The organism is Nocardia sp. NPDC059764, assembly GCF_042732555.1.
In the GTDB taxonomy this organism is placed as follows: Bacteria; Actinomycetota; Actinomycetes; order Mycobacteriales; family Mycobacteriaceae; genus Nocardia.
In genome coordinates this window covers 43,946-58,006 of record NZ_JBHWHH010000020.1, presented here as the reverse complement: position 1 = coordinate 58,006, position 14,061 = coordinate 43,946, and the positions used below count along the sequence as shown (strand labels likewise).

General features: G+C 69.4%; 17 protein-coding genes. 11 read left to right on the top strand and 6 right to left on the bottom strand.

All coding sequences use genetic code 11. The features are described from left to right. Positions 1-162 precede the first annotated feature (162 nt). Entirely contained in the window at positions 163-669 is a 507-nt protein-coding gene (locus ACFV4K_RS06900) for a DoxX family protein (protein WP_379272705.1), read from the top strand. 161 nt (positions 670-830) lie between these two features. Here ACFV4K_RS06900 and ACFV4K_RS06895 read toward each other — a convergent pair whose 3' ends face one another. The 3 genes from ACFV4K_RS06895 to ACFV4K_RS06885 all read right to left on the bottom strand — a co-directional run bounded on the left by ACFV4K_RS06895 (position 831) and on the right by ACFV4K_RS06885 (position 4,913). Next, on the bottom strand, positions 831-2,876 hold the full coding sequence (locus tag ACFV4K_RS06895; protein ID WP_357098644.1) for an ATP-dependent DNA helicase: 2,046 nt from the start codon (positions 2,874-2,876) through the stop codon (positions 831-833). A 90-nt stretch (positions 2,877-2,966) separates the two neighbouring features. Then, positions 2,967-3,533 (bottom strand): isochorismatase family protein, encoded by a 567-nt coding sequence (locus ACFV4K_RS06890; protein WP_379272703.1) that lies wholly within the window; start codon positions 3,531-3,533, stop codon positions 2,967-2,969. Between the two features lie 69 nt (positions 3,534-3,602). Then, the gene (locus ACFV4K_RS06885; RefSeq protein WP_379272710.1) at positions 3,603-4,913 is read right to left on the bottom strand and encodes a nicotinate phosphoribosyltransferase; all 1,311 of its coding nucleotides are present in this window, start codon (positions 4,911-4,913) and stop codon (positions 3,603-3,605) included. A 137-nt stretch (positions 4,914-5,050) separates the two neighbouring features. On the opposite strand from ACFV4K_RS06885, the gene clpS reads away from it, so the two are divergent. The 10 genes from clpS to ACFV4K_RS06835 all read left to right on the top strand — a co-directional run bounded on the left by clpS (position 5,051) and on the right by ACFV4K_RS06835 (position 11,927). After that, positions 5,051-5,407, top strand: a complete 357-nt coding sequence (gene clpS / locus ACFV4K_RS06880; RefSeq protein WP_379272701.1) for an ATP-dependent Clp protease adapter ClpS — start codon at positions 5,051-5,053, stop codon at positions 5,405-5,407. A gap of 22 nt (positions 5,408-5,429) precedes the next feature. Continuing rightward, positions 5,430-5,999, top strand: coding sequence for a DUF2017 domain-containing protein (locus ACFV4K_RS06875; protein ID WP_379272699.1), 570 nt, complete (start codon positions 5,430-5,432; stop codon positions 5,997-5,999). Positions 6,000-6,058: 59 nt separating this feature from the next. Then, positions 6,059-7,120: a P1 family peptidase gene (locus ACFV4K_RS06870; protein ID WP_379272697.1), complete on the top strand. Its 1,062-nt coding sequence runs from the start codon at positions 6,059-6,061 to the stop codon at positions 7,118-7,120. 110 nt (positions 7,121-7,230) lie between these two features. After that, complete coding sequence (locus ACFV4K_RS06865; RefSeq protein WP_379272695.1) at positions 7,231-7,650, top strand: Mov34/MPN/PAD-1 family protein; 420 nt, start codon at positions 7,231-7,233, stop codon at positions 7,648-7,650. A gap of 30 nt (positions 7,651-7,680) precedes the next feature. Continuing rightward, the gene (locus ACFV4K_RS06860) at positions 7,681-7,959 is read left to right on the top strand and encodes a MoaD/ThiS family protein (protein WP_379272693.1); all 279 of its coding nucleotides are present in this window, start codon (positions 7,681-7,683) and stop codon (positions 7,957-7,959) included. Positions 7,960-7,961: 2 nt separating this feature from the next. Further along, entirely contained in the window at positions 7,962-8,924 is a 963-nt protein-coding gene (locus ACFV4K_RS06855; protein WP_379272691.1) for a PLP-dependent cysteine synthase family protein, read from the top strand. A 39-nt stretch (positions 8,925-8,963) separates the two neighbouring features. After that, positions 8,964-9,692 (top strand): rhomboid family intramembrane serine protease, encoded by a 729-nt coding sequence (locus tag ACFV4K_RS06850; RefSeq protein WP_379272689.1) that lies wholly within the window; start codon positions 8,964-8,966, stop codon positions 9,690-9,692. 75 nt (positions 9,693-9,767) lie between these two features. Further along, positions 9,768-10,532 (top strand): cyclic nucleotide-degrading phosphodiesterase, encoded by a 765-nt coding sequence (locus ACFV4K_RS06845; RefSeq protein ID WP_379272688.1) that lies wholly within the window; start codon positions 9,768-9,770, stop codon positions 10,530-10,532. A gap of 22 nt (positions 10,533-10,554) precedes the next feature. Then, the gene (rph, locus tag ACFV4K_RS06840; protein WP_379272686.1) at positions 10,555-11,325 is read left to right on the top strand and encodes a ribonuclease PH; all 771 of its coding nucleotides are present in this window, start codon (positions 10,555-10,557) and stop codon (positions 11,323-11,325) included. Then, positions 11,322-11,927, top strand: coding sequence for a non-canonical purine NTP pyrophosphatase (locus tag ACFV4K_RS06835; RefSeq protein ID WP_379272685.1), 606 nt, complete (start codon positions 11,322-11,324; stop codon positions 11,925-11,927). Before rph ends, ACFV4K_RS06835 begins: the two co-directional genes overlap by 4 nt. Before the next feature lie 191 nt (positions 11,928-12,118). Here ACFV4K_RS06835 and ACFV4K_RS06830 read toward each other — a convergent pair whose 3' ends face one another. Genes ACFV4K_RS06830 through ACFV4K_RS06820 form a run of 3 tightly spaced genes read right to left on the bottom strand, consistent with a single transcriptional unit; the run spans position 12,119 to position 13,908 of the window. Further along, complete coding sequence (locus ACFV4K_RS06830) at positions 12,119-12,535, bottom strand: DUF3817 domain-containing protein (RefSeq protein ID WP_379272684.1); 417 nt, start codon at positions 12,533-12,535, stop codon at positions 12,119-12,121. Continuing rightward, positions 12,532-12,990 (bottom strand): transcriptional regulator, encoded by a 459-nt coding sequence (locus tag ACFV4K_RS06825; protein ID WP_379272682.1) that lies wholly within the window; start codon positions 12,988-12,990, stop codon positions 12,532-12,534. The genes ACFV4K_RS06830 and ACFV4K_RS06825 overlap by 4 nt, the downstream gene beginning before the upstream one ends. Before the next feature lie 42 nt (positions 12,991-13,032). Next, positions 13,033-13,908 (bottom strand): oxidoreductase, encoded by an 876-nt coding sequence (locus tag ACFV4K_RS06820; RefSeq protein WP_379272680.1) that lies wholly within the window; start codon positions 13,906-13,908, stop codon positions 13,033-13,035. Positions 13,909-14,061 lie beyond the last annotated feature (153 nt).

The window sequence follows — 14,061 nt, the reverse complement described above, 5'->3', positions numbered from 1 at the left end:
GTGGTTTTGGGAGGGGGTGCGCGGGGGCGCGGGGGTTTGGGGGGGGGCGGCGGAATAGCCTCGCGCCCGCTCTCGTTGGGGACCTGCTGTAGGCTCCGAAGCGGACCACGGTCCGGATATATGACCGGAGTAATGTAGAGAACCGAAAGACGAGGACCCGTCATGACCGCAACCGTGAACGCCACCACCTCCAAGGCTCCGGCCGGTATCGACATCGGCCTCGCCATCGTGCGGGTCAGCGTCGGTGGCCTGCTGGCCGTGCACGGCAGTCAGAAGTTGTTCGGCTGGTTCAACGGCTACGGCCTGGACGCCACCGCGGGCTCGTTCGCGAAAATGGGCTACGACCCGGGCAAGTTCTTCGCCACCCTGGCCGGGCTGAGCGAGGTGGCCGGCGGTCTGCTGCTGGCGCTGGGCCTGCTGACGCCACTGGCCGCGGCCATCGTGCTGGGCACCATGATCAATGCGGTGAACGCCGCCTGGAGCGGCGGCTTCGCGATGTGGGAGCTGCCCGCGGTCTACGCCCTCGTGGCGGTCGCCTTCGCGTTCGCGGGCCCGGGCCGGATCTCGCTCGACGCGGGCCGTCCGTGGCAGCGTCAGGGTCTGGCCTGGAGTGCCGGAGCGATCGCGCTCGGCGTGGTGGCCGCGCTCATCACCCTTGCGGTGAAGTAGCGAAACCCGATCGGGAAGTTTCGGGTCCCCGCGCCGCGTGCAGGGCTTGGCGCGGGGACTACGGACACATCCGATGTGGGAATTGGGGGTTCACCGGAGTATCGAAATCCAATTTACTTCTGCCCGGAAGTAGGAGCTACTCCTGTGAGGGTTCTCACAGGTCATTTCAATTGTGCGACACTATTTGTCAGTCGTTCGAGAGCTTTTGTCACAACTTGGGGATCGGATGTTTCCCAATAAGGTGGTAAAGATGCTCGGAGATAACCGCCATAGCGTGCCGTCGCGAGTCGCGAATCGAGAATTGCGATAACGCCGCGATCGTCCACACTGCGCAGCAGGCGGCCCGTGCCCTGGGCCAGCAGCAGCGCCGCGTGATTCGCCGCGATCGACAGAAAGCCATTGCCACCTCGGGATTCGACCGCCCGCTGGCGGGCCACCAGCAGCGGGTCGTCCGGGCGCGGGAACGGAATGCGGTCCAGGATCACCAGACTCAGCGACGGCCCCGGGACATCCACGCCCTGCCATAGCGAAAGTGTTCCGAACAGTGAGGTTTCCGGGTCGTCGGCGAATTTCCGGACAAGTGCGCCGGTCGCGTCGTCACCTTGGCACAACACGGGCGTATCGAGCCGTTCACGCAGAATCTCGGTGGCCGCCTTGGCCGCTCGCATCGACGAGAAAAGCCCGAGCGTGCGCCCGCCCGCCGCGCGAATGAGACGTTCGATCTCGTCCAGGTAGGACTGTGGCAGCCCGTCCCGGCCCGGTGCGGGCAGATGCTTTGCCACGTACAGGATTCCGGACTTGGCGTGATCGAACGGCGAACCCACGTCCACCGAATTCCAGCGCAGCGCTTTCTCATCCGAGGGGGCCTCGGCGCCGTTGGCCAGCGCCGGATCCACCACCGCCGACGACTGCGGCGGCAGCCCCCAGGTCACCGCCAGATTGTCGAAGGATCCACCGATCTGCAGTGTCGCCGAGGCCAGCACCACGGTGGCGGTGCCGAACAGACGGCTGCGCAGCAGACCGCCCACCGACAGCGGGGCCATCTGCAGGGTCCGGCGCGGCACCCCGCGGAGCTCCTCCGAGGACAGCCAGACCACGTCGCGGTGCGCGGCCGGATCGGCCTCCTCGAAGGTGGTCAGCACCCGGACCGCGGCGTCGTGCACCTCCTCCACCGCCGCCAGCGCCTGATTGCGGGCCGCCGCCGACTCGGGATCGGCGGCCTGGCCGCCCTGCGGGGCCAGCGCGGTGCGGGCGTTCCAGGCCGCGTCGCGGATCAGCGCCAGCACCGGGGCCGCGCCGTCGGGCATCCGGTCCCAGCGGCCGGGCTGCAGGTCGTCGAGCAGGCCGTGCCAGGCCTCGGCCGCGCCCTCGAGCCGGTCCACTTCCTGTTCGTCGATGAGCTTGGAGCAGCGTTTGGCGGCGGCGCTGATGCCGCCGGTGGACAGTTCGGCGGTGGCCACGCCGGTCACCCGGTCCACCAGTTCGTGCGCCTCGTCCACGACCACCACGTCGTGTTCGGGCAGCACCTGGATGCCGCTGATGGCGTCGATGGCCAGCAGCGCGTGATTGGTCACCACCACATCGGCCTGGGCGGATTCGGCGCGCGCCTTCTCCGCGAAGCAGTCCTGGCCGAACGCGCAGCGGGACTTGCCCACGCATTCGCGGGAGCTGACGCTCACCTGCCGCCACGCGCGATCGGTGACGCCGGGGGTGAGCTCGTCGCGGTCGCCGTTCTCGGTGTCGGAGACCCATTCGTTGAGGCGCTGGACCTCGCGCCCCAGCTTCGAGATGGCGAACGCGTCGAACAGTTCCTGTTCCGGCTCGTCCGGAATCGCACTGTTGATCTTGTTCAGGCACAGATAGTTGTTGCGCCCCTTGAGAATCGCGAACTGCGGCACGCGACCCAGATCCGACGCGAGTGCGTCGGCCAGGCGCGGGAGGTCGCGATCCACCAGCTGACGCTGCAGGGCGATGGTCGCCGTCGACACCACGACGGTCCGTCCCGTCCGCACCGCGTGGCGCAGACTCGGAACGAGATAGGCGAGGGACTTTCCGGTACCCGTCCCGGCCTGGACAGCCAGGTGTTCACCGGTGTCGATGGCATGCGCGACCGCCGCGGCCATGGTCTGCTGCCCCTTGCGTTCCTTACCCCCCAACGCCTGTACAGCGGTGGCCAGGAGCTTGGGAACGGCAGGCAGTTCGGGCACGCGACGAGATTACTGCGCCGCGCCGACAACCCTCGCGCAAACCTCGGCGGGCCGTCCGGCAGGACCGATTTCCGCCGACGACCAGGCGGGTTACTCCAACGTCCCGGCCAGTTCCACACCCGACTCGCGCAGGGTCTTCAACGCGGTGGACAGGGTGTCGGGGGAGACGGCGGCGGTGAGGCCGAGCAGGACCCGGGTGTCGAAGCCCGCCGCGCGGGCGTCCAAGGCCGTCGCACGGACACAGTGGTCGGTGGCGATGCCGCAGACGTCCACGGCGTCGATGCCGCGGTCGCGCAGCCAGGCGTCCAGGGCGGTGTCGCCGTCGGTGGCCGTGCCCTCGAATCCGGAGTAGGCGGCGGTGTAGGCGCCCTTGGAGAAGATCTCCTGGATCGCGGTGGTGTCGAAGGCGGGGTGGAAGTCCGCGCCGGGGGTGCCGACACGGCAGTGCGGCGGCCAGGTGTCGACGTAGTCGGGCTGCGCGGAGAAGTGCGCGCCCGGGTCGATGTGGAAGTCGCGGGTGGCGACGATCGCGGTGTAATCGGAGACGCCCAGATATTCGGTGATGCGTTCGGCCACGGCCGCGCCGCCCGCCACGGCCAGCGAGCCGCCCTCACAGAAGTCGTTCTGGACGTCGACGACGATCAGGGCTCGGCTCATGGACTGCCTCCCGGGGCCTGGGCGAACCACAGCGGTTCGGGTCTCGTACTGCATTGTGCCGCTCGGTGGTCAGCCCTGGAAGGTCGTCGGGATCGCCGGTTCGCCCGCCGAGAGCTTCAGGCCCTCCCACGGAAGACTGATCAGGCCCTTCGCGACCAGTTCGCGGCTCTGGGCCAGGGTCGGCAGGCCGGGGAGCGCCTCGCCGTCGCGGACCAGGGGGACCTGGAGGTCGCGGACCTCGAAGCGGTCGGACTCGGGGCGGTCCGAGACGGCCGGGTAGACGATCTCCTCGACCACGGTGCCGGTGTCGCGGGACAGGCGCACGGCGCGCTTGGTGCCGCCGCGAGACTCCTTGTGGGAGCTGCGTTTCGCGACCGGGACGCCCTCCACCTCGACCAGCTTGTAGACCATGCCCGCGGTGGGCGCGCCCGAGCCGGTGACCAGCGAGGTGCCGACGCCGTAGACGTCGACCGGTTCGGCGCGCAGCGCGGCGATGGCGTACTCGTCCAGGTCACCGGACACCACGATGCGGGTGCGGATGGCGCCCAGGGCGTCCAGCTGTTCGCGCACCTGCCGGGCGAGCACGCCCAGATCGCCGGAATCGATACGCACCCCGCCCAATTCGGGTCCCGCCACCTCGATGGCGGTGGCCACGCCGCGGGTGATGTCGAAGGTGTCCACCAGCAGCGTGGTGCCTACGCCCAGGGCCTCGACCTGACTGCGGAAGGCCGCCGCCTCGTGCGCGCCGTCGCGGCCGCTGTGCAGCAGGGTGAAGGCGTGCGCGCTGGTCCCGGCGCTGGGCACCCCGAAGCTGCGGGCCGCCTCCAGGTTGGAGGTGGCGTCGAAGCCGGCCAGGTAGGCGGCGCGGGCGCTGGCGGGGGCGGCGAGTTCGTGGGTTCGGCGCGAACCCATTTCGATCATGCGGCGGCCCCCGGCGGCGCTGACCATGCGGGCGGCCGCGGCGGCGATGGCGCTGTCGTGGTTGTAGATGGACAGGATCAGGGTTTCCAGCAGTACGCATTCGGCGAAGGTGCCGCGTACGGTGACGATGGGGGAGCCGGGGAAGAACAGCTCGCCCTCGCGATAACCGTCGATCCGGCCGCGGAAGCGGTAGTCGCGCAACCACTCCAGGGTTCGATCGTCGAGGAACTTGGCGGCGACCGCGAGTTCGGGCTCCCCGAAACGGAATTCGCCCAGGGCGGCCAGCAAACGCCCGGTCCCCGCGACCACGCCGTAACGACGACCGTTCGGCAATCTCCGAGCGAACACCTCGAAGGTGCACTGCCGCTGCGCCGAATCGTCGGCCAGCGCCGCCGCCAGCATGGTGAGCTCGTACTGGTCGGTCAGCAAGGCAGTACTGGTCAGTCCGTCAGCGATCATCACGATCCCCACTGTAGGCACACCCCGGCGCGCCTCCCGGACTCCGCGCCGCGCCGGGCTTTGATGCCACGCCCCGGCCGGGGCGGCGTGTCGGCTGGGCTGTTGTTTCGTTGCGGTCGAGTCGTACCCTGGTTGTTATGGGTCTGTGTGAAGAAGACGTTGTCGAGATGACCGCCGGTTCGGTGGGCGTCGGCGCGACACTGTCGTCGGCACAGGCGACACCGGAGGCCATTGAACATTCCGAGATTCTGGAAGCAGAGGATCGGCCCTGGGTCACCGTCGTATGGGACGATCCGGTCAATCTCATGCACTACGTGACCTACATTTTCCAGAAGCTCTTCGGCTACAGCAAAGGTAAGGCAACCGAGCTGATGCTGAAGGTCCACAACGATGGCAAGGCCGTGGTGTCCGCCGGTTCGCGCGACAAGATGGAGCACGACGTCCAACGGCTGCACGCCGCCGGGCTGTGGGCGACCATGCAACGTGACGAGTGAACAAGGCGACTACGGTGAACCCGTGCGGAAGTGGAGCAGAAAGAACTCCCTGGGCGGGCTGAAGCTGCGTTCGGAAATGGACGCCCACGAGGCGGACGTCCTGCGTTCCCTGGTCGGCGCGGTCACCGGACTGCTGGTCGACCGGGCCGAATCGGCCCCCGAGGACGATCTCGCGGCGCTGACCGGGCTACAGCTGGGCAACTCGACTCCGCCCGCCGACCCGCGGCTGGCGCGGCTGCTGCCGGACTTCCACCGCCCCGAGCCCGGTTCCCCCGACGCCGAGCGCGCCGACCTGAACAGCGCCCTGCGCAGCCTCCACGAGCCGGAGATCATCGAATCCAAAGTGGCCGCGGGCCGGGTCGTCCTGGACACGCTGCCCCCGCAGGGCGGCCGCATAGTCATCAACCCCGAGCAGGCCGACGCCTGGCTCACCGCCCTCAACGACGTCCGCCTGGCCCTGGGCACGGCCCTCGACATCGACGCCGACACGCCCGAGCATTTCCCGGATGACGACCCCCGCGGCCCGAGCCTCGAGGTCTACCACTGGCTCACCTGGATGCAGGACTCGCTGATCCAGGCGCTGGCCCCGTAGCGCGCCCGCCGACGCTAGCGTGGGCACCGAGCCGGACCCGGTCACCGAGGAGGAGCGCCGTGAACAGTGTTGCGGGACCACGTAATTCGATCACCGACGTCGGCGGGGTGCTGGTCGGGCACCACAGCCTCCTGGATCCGAACGCCACTCTCGGCGAGGGCGCGGCCACCGGCTGCACGGTGGTGCGCGTGCCGGGCGGCGCGGTCGCCGCGGTGGACGTGCGCGGCGGCGGTCCCGGCACCCGCGAGACCGATCTGCTGGATCCGGGAAACACTGTGCGGCAGGCGAATGCGATCCTGCTCGCCGGCGGCAGCGCCTACGGCCTGGCCGCGGCCGACGGGGTGATGCGCTGGCTGGAGGAGCATCGGGAGGGCATTCCGATGGATCCCACCGATCCCTCGCGTGTGGTGCCGATCGTGCCCGGGGCGGTCATCTTCGATCTGCCGGTGGGCGCGTGGAACACCCGGCCCGACGCCGACGCCGGGTTCCTCGCCGCCGACGCCGCGGGGGAAGAGTTCGCGCGTGGTACGGCCGGTGCGGGCGTGGGCGCGCGGGCGGGGTCGATCAAGGGCGGAATCGGCACGGCCAGTGTGCGTTTCGCGGAAGGCCCGGCCGCGGGGATCACCGTGGGCGCGGTGATCGTGGCCAATCCGGTCGGCTCGGTGTTCGATCCGCGCACCGGGTTCCCGTGGGGTGCGGGCACCGACGGTCCCGAGTTCTTCGGGCTGCGCGCGCCCACTGCCGCGCAGCTGACCGCCGCGAACGCGCTGGCGGTGAAGGGCACCGTGCTCAACACCACGATCGGCGTGGTCGCCACCGACGCGGCGCTGGATCCGGCGGCCTGCCGCCGTCTGGCCACCACCGCGCACGACGGTCTGGCCCGGGCCATCCGGCCCGCGCATTCCCCGCTGGACGGCGACACCCTGTTCGCGCTGGCCACCGGGACCGCCGAGCAGCAGCCGAATTTCCCACTGCCCCCGGCCTTTCCCGCGGATCTGCTGATCCTGGACCAGCTGTGCACGGCGGCCGCGGTGTGCGTGGAGCGGGCGATCGTGGACGCGATCCTGTCCGCGACGGCGGTGGCGGGCATCCCGACCTACCGCGACCTGTTCGGCGATTGAGACAACCCGGGCGCGAGGGTGACCGGCCGCCCCGGGAATACCGGCATATTCTCACCTGTTGACGGGAGCGTTTCGGCCGTTCGGCCGGGTGCGAACGGAAGGATGCGACGGTGCTGGTGATCAGGGCGGACCTGGTGGAGGCGATGGTCGCGCACGCGCGCGCCGACCACCCCGACGAGGCCTGCGGCATCCTGGCCGGTCCCGAGGGCTCCGATCGTCCCGAGCGGTTCGTGCCGATGATCAATGCCGCCCGCTCGCCCACCTTCTACGAGTTCGATTCCGACGAGCACCTGCGCCTGTGGCGGGAGCTGGACGCCGCCGAGGAGGAGCCGGTGGTGATCTACCACTCGCACACCGCGACCGAGGCCTACCCGAGCCGCACCGACGTGTCCTTCGCCTCCGAACCCCATGCCCACTACGTGCTGGTCTCCACCCGGGATCCGCACGAGCACGAGCTGCGCAGCTACCGGATCCTCGACGGTGTCGTCACCGAGGAACCGGTCGAGATCGTCGCCGCCTACCCCGCCTAGCGTCCACCCAGAAACAGAGGAGTCCCCCCGATGCCGGTCACCGTGTCCATCCCGACCATCATGCGCCCGATCACCAAGGGCGAGAAGCGAGTTCAGGCGCAGGGCGCGACCCTGGCCGCCGTCATCGCCGACCTGGAGGCCAACTACCCGGGCCTGGCGGCGAAGCTGCTGGAGGACGGCAGGCTCAAGCGCTACGTCAATGTCTACGTCGACGACGAGGACGTGCGTTTCACCGGCGGCCTGGACGCCGAGGTGCCCGAGGGCGGCTCGGTGACCATCCTGCCCGCGGTCGCCGGCGGGGCGCGCTGACCGTGGCCCGCTACGAGTCGCTGATCGCGACCCTCGGCAACACTCCGCTGGTGGGTCTCAAGAACCTGTCCCCGCGCTGGGACGGTGACGAGCACGTGCGCCTGTGGGCCAAGCTCGAGGACCGCAATCCGACCGGTTCCATCAAGGACCGTCCGGCGTTGCGCATGATCGAGGCGGCCGAGGCCGACGGGCGGCTCACGCCCGGCTGCACGATCCTGGAGCCGACCAGCGGCAATACCGGCATCTCGCTGGCCATGGCGGCCAAGCTCAAGGGGTACCGGCTGGTGTGCGTGATGCCGGAGAACACCTCGGTGGAGCGGCGGCAGCTGCTCACCATGTTCGGCGCGGAGATCATCGACTCCCCGGCCGCGGGTGGCTCCAATCAGGCCGTGGCGCTGGCCAAGCAGATCGCGGCCGAGAATCCGGACTGGGTGATGCTCTACCAGTACGGCAATCCGGCCAACGCGCTCGCGCACTACGAGACCACCGGCCCGGAGATCCTGGCCGATCTGCCCGAGATCACGCATTTCGTGGCCGGTCTCGGCACCACCGGCACGCTCATGGGCACCGGTCGCTTCCTGCGCGAGAAGGTGTCGGGCATCGATATCGTCGCCGCCGAGCCCCGCTACGGCGAACTGGTCTACGGCCTGCGCAATCTCGACGAGGGCTTCGTCCCGGAGCTCTACGACGAGTCGGTGCTGACCTCCCGATTCTCGGTCGGCCCCTACGACGCGATCCGCCGCACCCGTGAATTGGTGCAGGAAGAGGGCATTTTCGCGGGCATCTCGACGGGTGCGATCCTGCACGCCGCGCTCGGGGTGGCCAAGAAGGCCGAGAAGGCCGGGCGGCGTGCCGATATCGCGTTCGTGGTCGCCGACGGCGGCTGGAAGTATCTGTCCACCGGCGCCTACGACGGCACGCTGGAGGAGGCGGAGGAGAGGCTCGACGGCCAGCTCTGGGCCTGATCCGGCGGTACGCTCGGGGCAGGGCTAGGAGGTCTTGCCATGAGCGGTGGCAGCGGCATGGGCGCGTCGTTCGATCCGGAGCGGATCGCGCGGCTGCGCAGGGAATTGGCCGACCCGGGGGCGGGACGCACGCCCGTCCCGACCGGCGACACCGGTCCGTCCGGCCCGGGGGCCCTGAAATCGCTGTGGCAGCGCGCCATTGCGCTGACACTGAGCTTCACCGCGCTGCTGTACGGCGTGGAAGCCGTCGACAGCCTGTCCGGCGGCAGCCTCGAACAGAACGGGGTGCGGCCGCGTTCCGGCGAGGGCCTGACCGGCATCCTGTTCGCGCCTGTCCTGCATGCCAATTGGGGGCACCTGCTGGCGAACACGCTGCCGGTGCTGGTGCTCGGCCTGCTCACGCTGCTGACCGGGATCGGGCGCGGGCTGGCGGCGACCGCCATGATCTGGGTGATCGCCGGTGCCGGGGTGTGGCTGACGGCCATGCCGCACACCGTGTCGGTGGGGGCCTCGGGACTGGTGTTCGGCTGGCTCACATATCTGATCTGCTGGGGCTGGTTCTCGCGGAATGTGGTGCAGATCGCGGTCGGATTGGGGGTGCTGGCCGTCTACGGGTCGATCCTGTGGGGCGTGCTGCCGAGCAACCCGGAAATCTCTTGGCAAGGACATCTTTTCGGGGCGGTGGGTGGAGTGGTTGCCGGATGGGTACTCTCTGCTCATGAACGTCGTCATCGTCGCGGGGCTGACGCCGGCCGTCTCACGTCGTAGGGGTGACGCTGGTCGCGGTCGGCGATTTGGGGGATCCCTCCGTTGAGTGAGAATGCAGCGTGGCAGCATGGGGGAATGCGCCTCACCGTCCTCGGGTGCTCGGGCAGCGTGTCCGGCCCGGATTCCCCGGCGTCGGGTTACCTGCTGACCGGCCCGGATATGACACCGACCGTCATCGATTTCGGCCCCGGCGTGCTCGGCGCGTTGCAGCGTCACCTGGATCCGGGCGAGGTCGACATCTTCCTCACCCACCTGCACGCCGATCACTGCCTGGATTTGCCGGGCCTGCTGGTGTGGCGTCGCTACCACCCGAACCCGCCGACCGGTAAGGCCGTCGTCTACGGCCCGGCCGACACCTCGCTGCGGATCGGCAACGCCTCCGCGGAGATCGGCGGCGAGACCGACGACTGGTCCGACGTCATCGACATGCGGCCCTGGCAGGCGGGCGTCCCGGTCCCGTTCGGCACCAGCCACACCGTCGAGGCGCGGCGCATGTTCCACCCGCCGGAGTCCTACGGCCTGCGCATCACCACCGCGGCGGGCCGCACCCTGGTCTACACCGGCGACACCGCCCTGTGCGACGAGGTCTTCGAGTTGGCCAGCGGCGCAGACGTTCTGCTGGCGGAGGCGTCGTGGACCCACGACCCGGCCAACCGCCCGCCCGGCATCCACCTCTCCGGCCACGAGGCGGGCCTGATCGCGGCCCGCGCGGGCGTCGGCGAGCTGCTGCTCACCCACATTCCGCCGTGGACCTCCCGCGAGGACGTCATCGCCGAGGCGAAGGCCGTGTTCAGCGGTCCCGTACACGCCGTGTCCCCGGGCGAGGTCTTCGACATCTGATCGTCCCGTTACGCTGAGCGTCGTGTCGAAACGAGCCGATGGCAGGGCGGATGACCAACTCCGCGACGTAAAGATCACTCGGGGTTTCACTTCGCACCCGGCCGGGTCGGTGCTGGTGGAGTTCGGGCAGACGCGGGTGATGTGCACCGCCAGCGTGACCGACGGCGTCCCGCCGTGGCGGCGTGATTCCGGATTGGGCTGGCTGACCGCCGAATACGCCATGCTGCCCGCCGCCACCCACACCCGCTCGGGCCGAGAGTCGGTGAAGGGCAAGGTCGGTGGCCGCACCCAGGAGATCTCCCGGCTGATCGGCCGTTCGCTGCGCGCCTGCATCGACCTGGCCGCGATCGGCGAGAACACCATCGCCCTGGACTGCGACGTGCTGCAGGCCGACGGCGGCACCCGCACCGCCGCCATCACCGGCGCGTACGTGGCGCTCTCGGACGCCATCACCTACCTGGGCGCGGCCGGGAAACTGGCCGACCCGCAACCGATCTCCTGCGCCATCGCCGCGGTGAGCGTCGGCGTGGTGGACGGCCGGGTGCGCCTGGACCTGCCCTACGAGGAGGACTCGCGCGCCGAGGTCGACATGAACGTGGTCGCCACCGACACCGGCACCCTGGTCGAGATCCAGGGCACCGGCGAAGGCGCCACCTTCCCGCGCTCCACCCTGGACAAGCTGCTCGATTCCGCGCTGGCGGGTTGTGAGCAGCTGTTCGTGGTGCAGAAGGAAGCCCTCGCGCTGCCGTACCCGGGCGTGCTGCCCGAGCCCGAGGAGTCCAAGAAGCGATGACCCGCGTCCTGGTCGCCAGCCGCAATGCCAAGAAGCTCACCGAGCTGCGCCGCATCCTGGACGAGGCCGGCGTCGCGGGCATCGAGCTCGTCGGCCTGAACGATGTCGAGCCCTACGACGAGGCCCCCGAAACCGAACCGACCTTCGAGGGCAATGCCCTGCTGAAGGCGCGCGACGGTTTCGCTGCCACCGGATTGCCCTGTGTCGCAGACGATTCCGGCCTCGAGGTGGATGCCCTCAACGGCATGCCGGGCGTGCTCTCGGCCCGCTGGTCGGGCGCACACGGCAATGACGAGGCCAATAACACCCTGCTGCTGGCCCAGCTCGGCGATGTCCCCGACGAGCGTCGCGGGGCCCGTTTCGTCTCGGCCTGCGCGTTGGTCGGCGACGGTGTCGAGGAGGTCGTGCGCGGTGAATGGCCGGGCGTCATCGGCCGGAAGCCGGTGGGCGACGGCGGTTTCGGCTACGACCCGCTGTTCATCCCGGACGGCGGCGAACGCTCCTCCGCCCAGCTCACCCCGGCCGAGAAGGACGCCGCCTCGCACCGCGGCCGCGCCCTGCGCCGGCTGCTGCCCGCGCTGGCGGCGCTCGCCGGCAACTGAGAACCCGCGGACGAGAAAGGGGTTCGGAGATTGAGTCTCCGAACCCCTTTCTGCTGTTCGCGTGTCGTTCGATCGAGAAAGCGGCGACTGATCTCGTGCCGACCGGGGTAACTCCCCGGGTACGCCCGAGATTGTTTCGGCACCCGACCGCCGGTACGGGTGCACGGTGGTCGGCTCTCCTCAGCCGCCCGCTAAAGTCCCGGGGAGGCGGTAATGGCCTTCACTTCGCGGGTGCGGTTGTGCTCGAAGACGAAGGACAGGAACGGAATCGTGCCCGCCAGGCAGGTCAGGAAGGTGGTCATGGGCTGCCACCGCGCCTTGATGCCCAGGTCGATGGTGAAGACCAGGTACAGCATGTAGAACAGCCCGTGCACCTGGCCGATGTAGAACAGCCAGTGCGGGGCGGTGCTGCTGTCGTCGAGGAGCAGGTACTTGTAGACCATCTCGCCGCACAGCACCAGCAGCCAGACGCCGGTGATGTAGGCGAGCACGCGGTAGCGGGTCAGCGCGCCGCGGATCTTCTCGGGCGCGGCCGAACCGAGCGGGCGGGCGGGCGCGGTGGTCTCGGTGGCGACGGGGGACGGCGCGGAATTGTCGCTGGCGTTCAACCGGCGCTCCTCTCGGTGTGCTGCAGTCCGGCGTCACGGACCTGGTCGTCCATGTCGCGGGCGTGCAGGTCGGCCAGATACCTGTTGTATTCGGCGAGCTCTGGATCCTCGTCCCGGGCGGCCTTGGGGCGCTCCGGCAGCAGGCCCGCGGGAATCTCACGCGGTGCGGCCGGCTTCGGGCGACGGGGGCGGGCGGTGGCCTCGGTGCCGGGCTCGACGGGCGGGGCTTCGTCCTCCCCGGCTTCCTTCTCGAGCCGCACGAAGCGGACATAGGCCCAGATCACGAATCCGGCGAAGAGTGGCCACTGCAGCGCGTAGCCGAGATTCTGATAGGTGCCGCCGCCCGATTCGAACCGGGTCCACTGCCAGTAGCCCAGACCCAGGCACGCCGTGAACGCCACGACCACGAACACGATCAGGGTCGGGCGGCGTTGGGGAGCGGACACGCACTCCACGGTACCTGCCTACTACGGGTCCCGTAGTAGGCAGGTTGCCGATCAGAACTTGAATGTGACCCCGGTCAAACGCTCGGATTCTTCCCAGAGCCGGCGCAGCAGTTCCGGATCCCGGGAGATCTTGCTGGAGGGCGAGGCCTCGACCGGGCCCTGGCTGCCGAAGAAGCGGGTCGGACCCCAGTAGGTGTTCGGGTCGGCGTCGGTCTCGGTGGCCGCGAACAGCGAGGAGTACGCCGCGTGGAAGGGCGACTGGCCGATGATCCGGATGAACGGCTTGGAGATCTTGTCCATGGGGGTTTCGGTCCGGGCGAACAGGTCGGTGGCCGAGACGCCCGGGTGCACGGCGTAGGAGCGCTTGGCCGAGCCCGCCGCGGCGAGCCGGTTCTGCAGTTCCCGCGCGAACATCAGGTTGGACAGCTTGGCCTGCGCGTAGGCGAGGTTGCGCTGGTAGCGGCGGTGCTCGTAGTTGAGGTCGTCGATCCACAGCTTGGGGGTCTGCTTGTGGGCGATCGAGGCCAGTGTGACCACCCGGTCGCCGATCTTGTCGAGCAGCAGCCCGGTCAGCGCGAAGTGGCCGAGATGGTTGACGCCCCACTGGGTCTCGAAGCCGTCCTGGGTTCGCGAGAACGGGATGTTCATCAGGCCCGCGTTATTGATCAGGACGTCGAATTCGCCGGTGCTCTCGGCGAACCGCCGGACCGAGTCCAGGCTGGCCAGGTCCAGGCTCGCCACCCGCACGTCGCCGTCGATGCGGTCGGCGACCTGCTGGGCCTTGGCGGCATTGCGGCAGGCCATGATCACGGTCGCGCCCTTGCCCGCGAGTACCTTGGTGGTCTGCTCGCCGATGCCGCCATTGGCTCCGGTGATCACGACCGTGCGCCCGGTCTGGTCGGGGATATCGCTGGGCTTCCATGCCATGGCTGTTGACCTCGCAGGTTCGGCGTTCGCAGTGCGGCTCCGCACTCGGATGCCCCGACCTTACTCCAGGGTAAGTTCCAGTGGTAGGCCGAACTCGCCGAATGTCTCCCGCAATGCCCGGTTTGCCGTGTCGTTGCCGCATCTTCGCTGGTG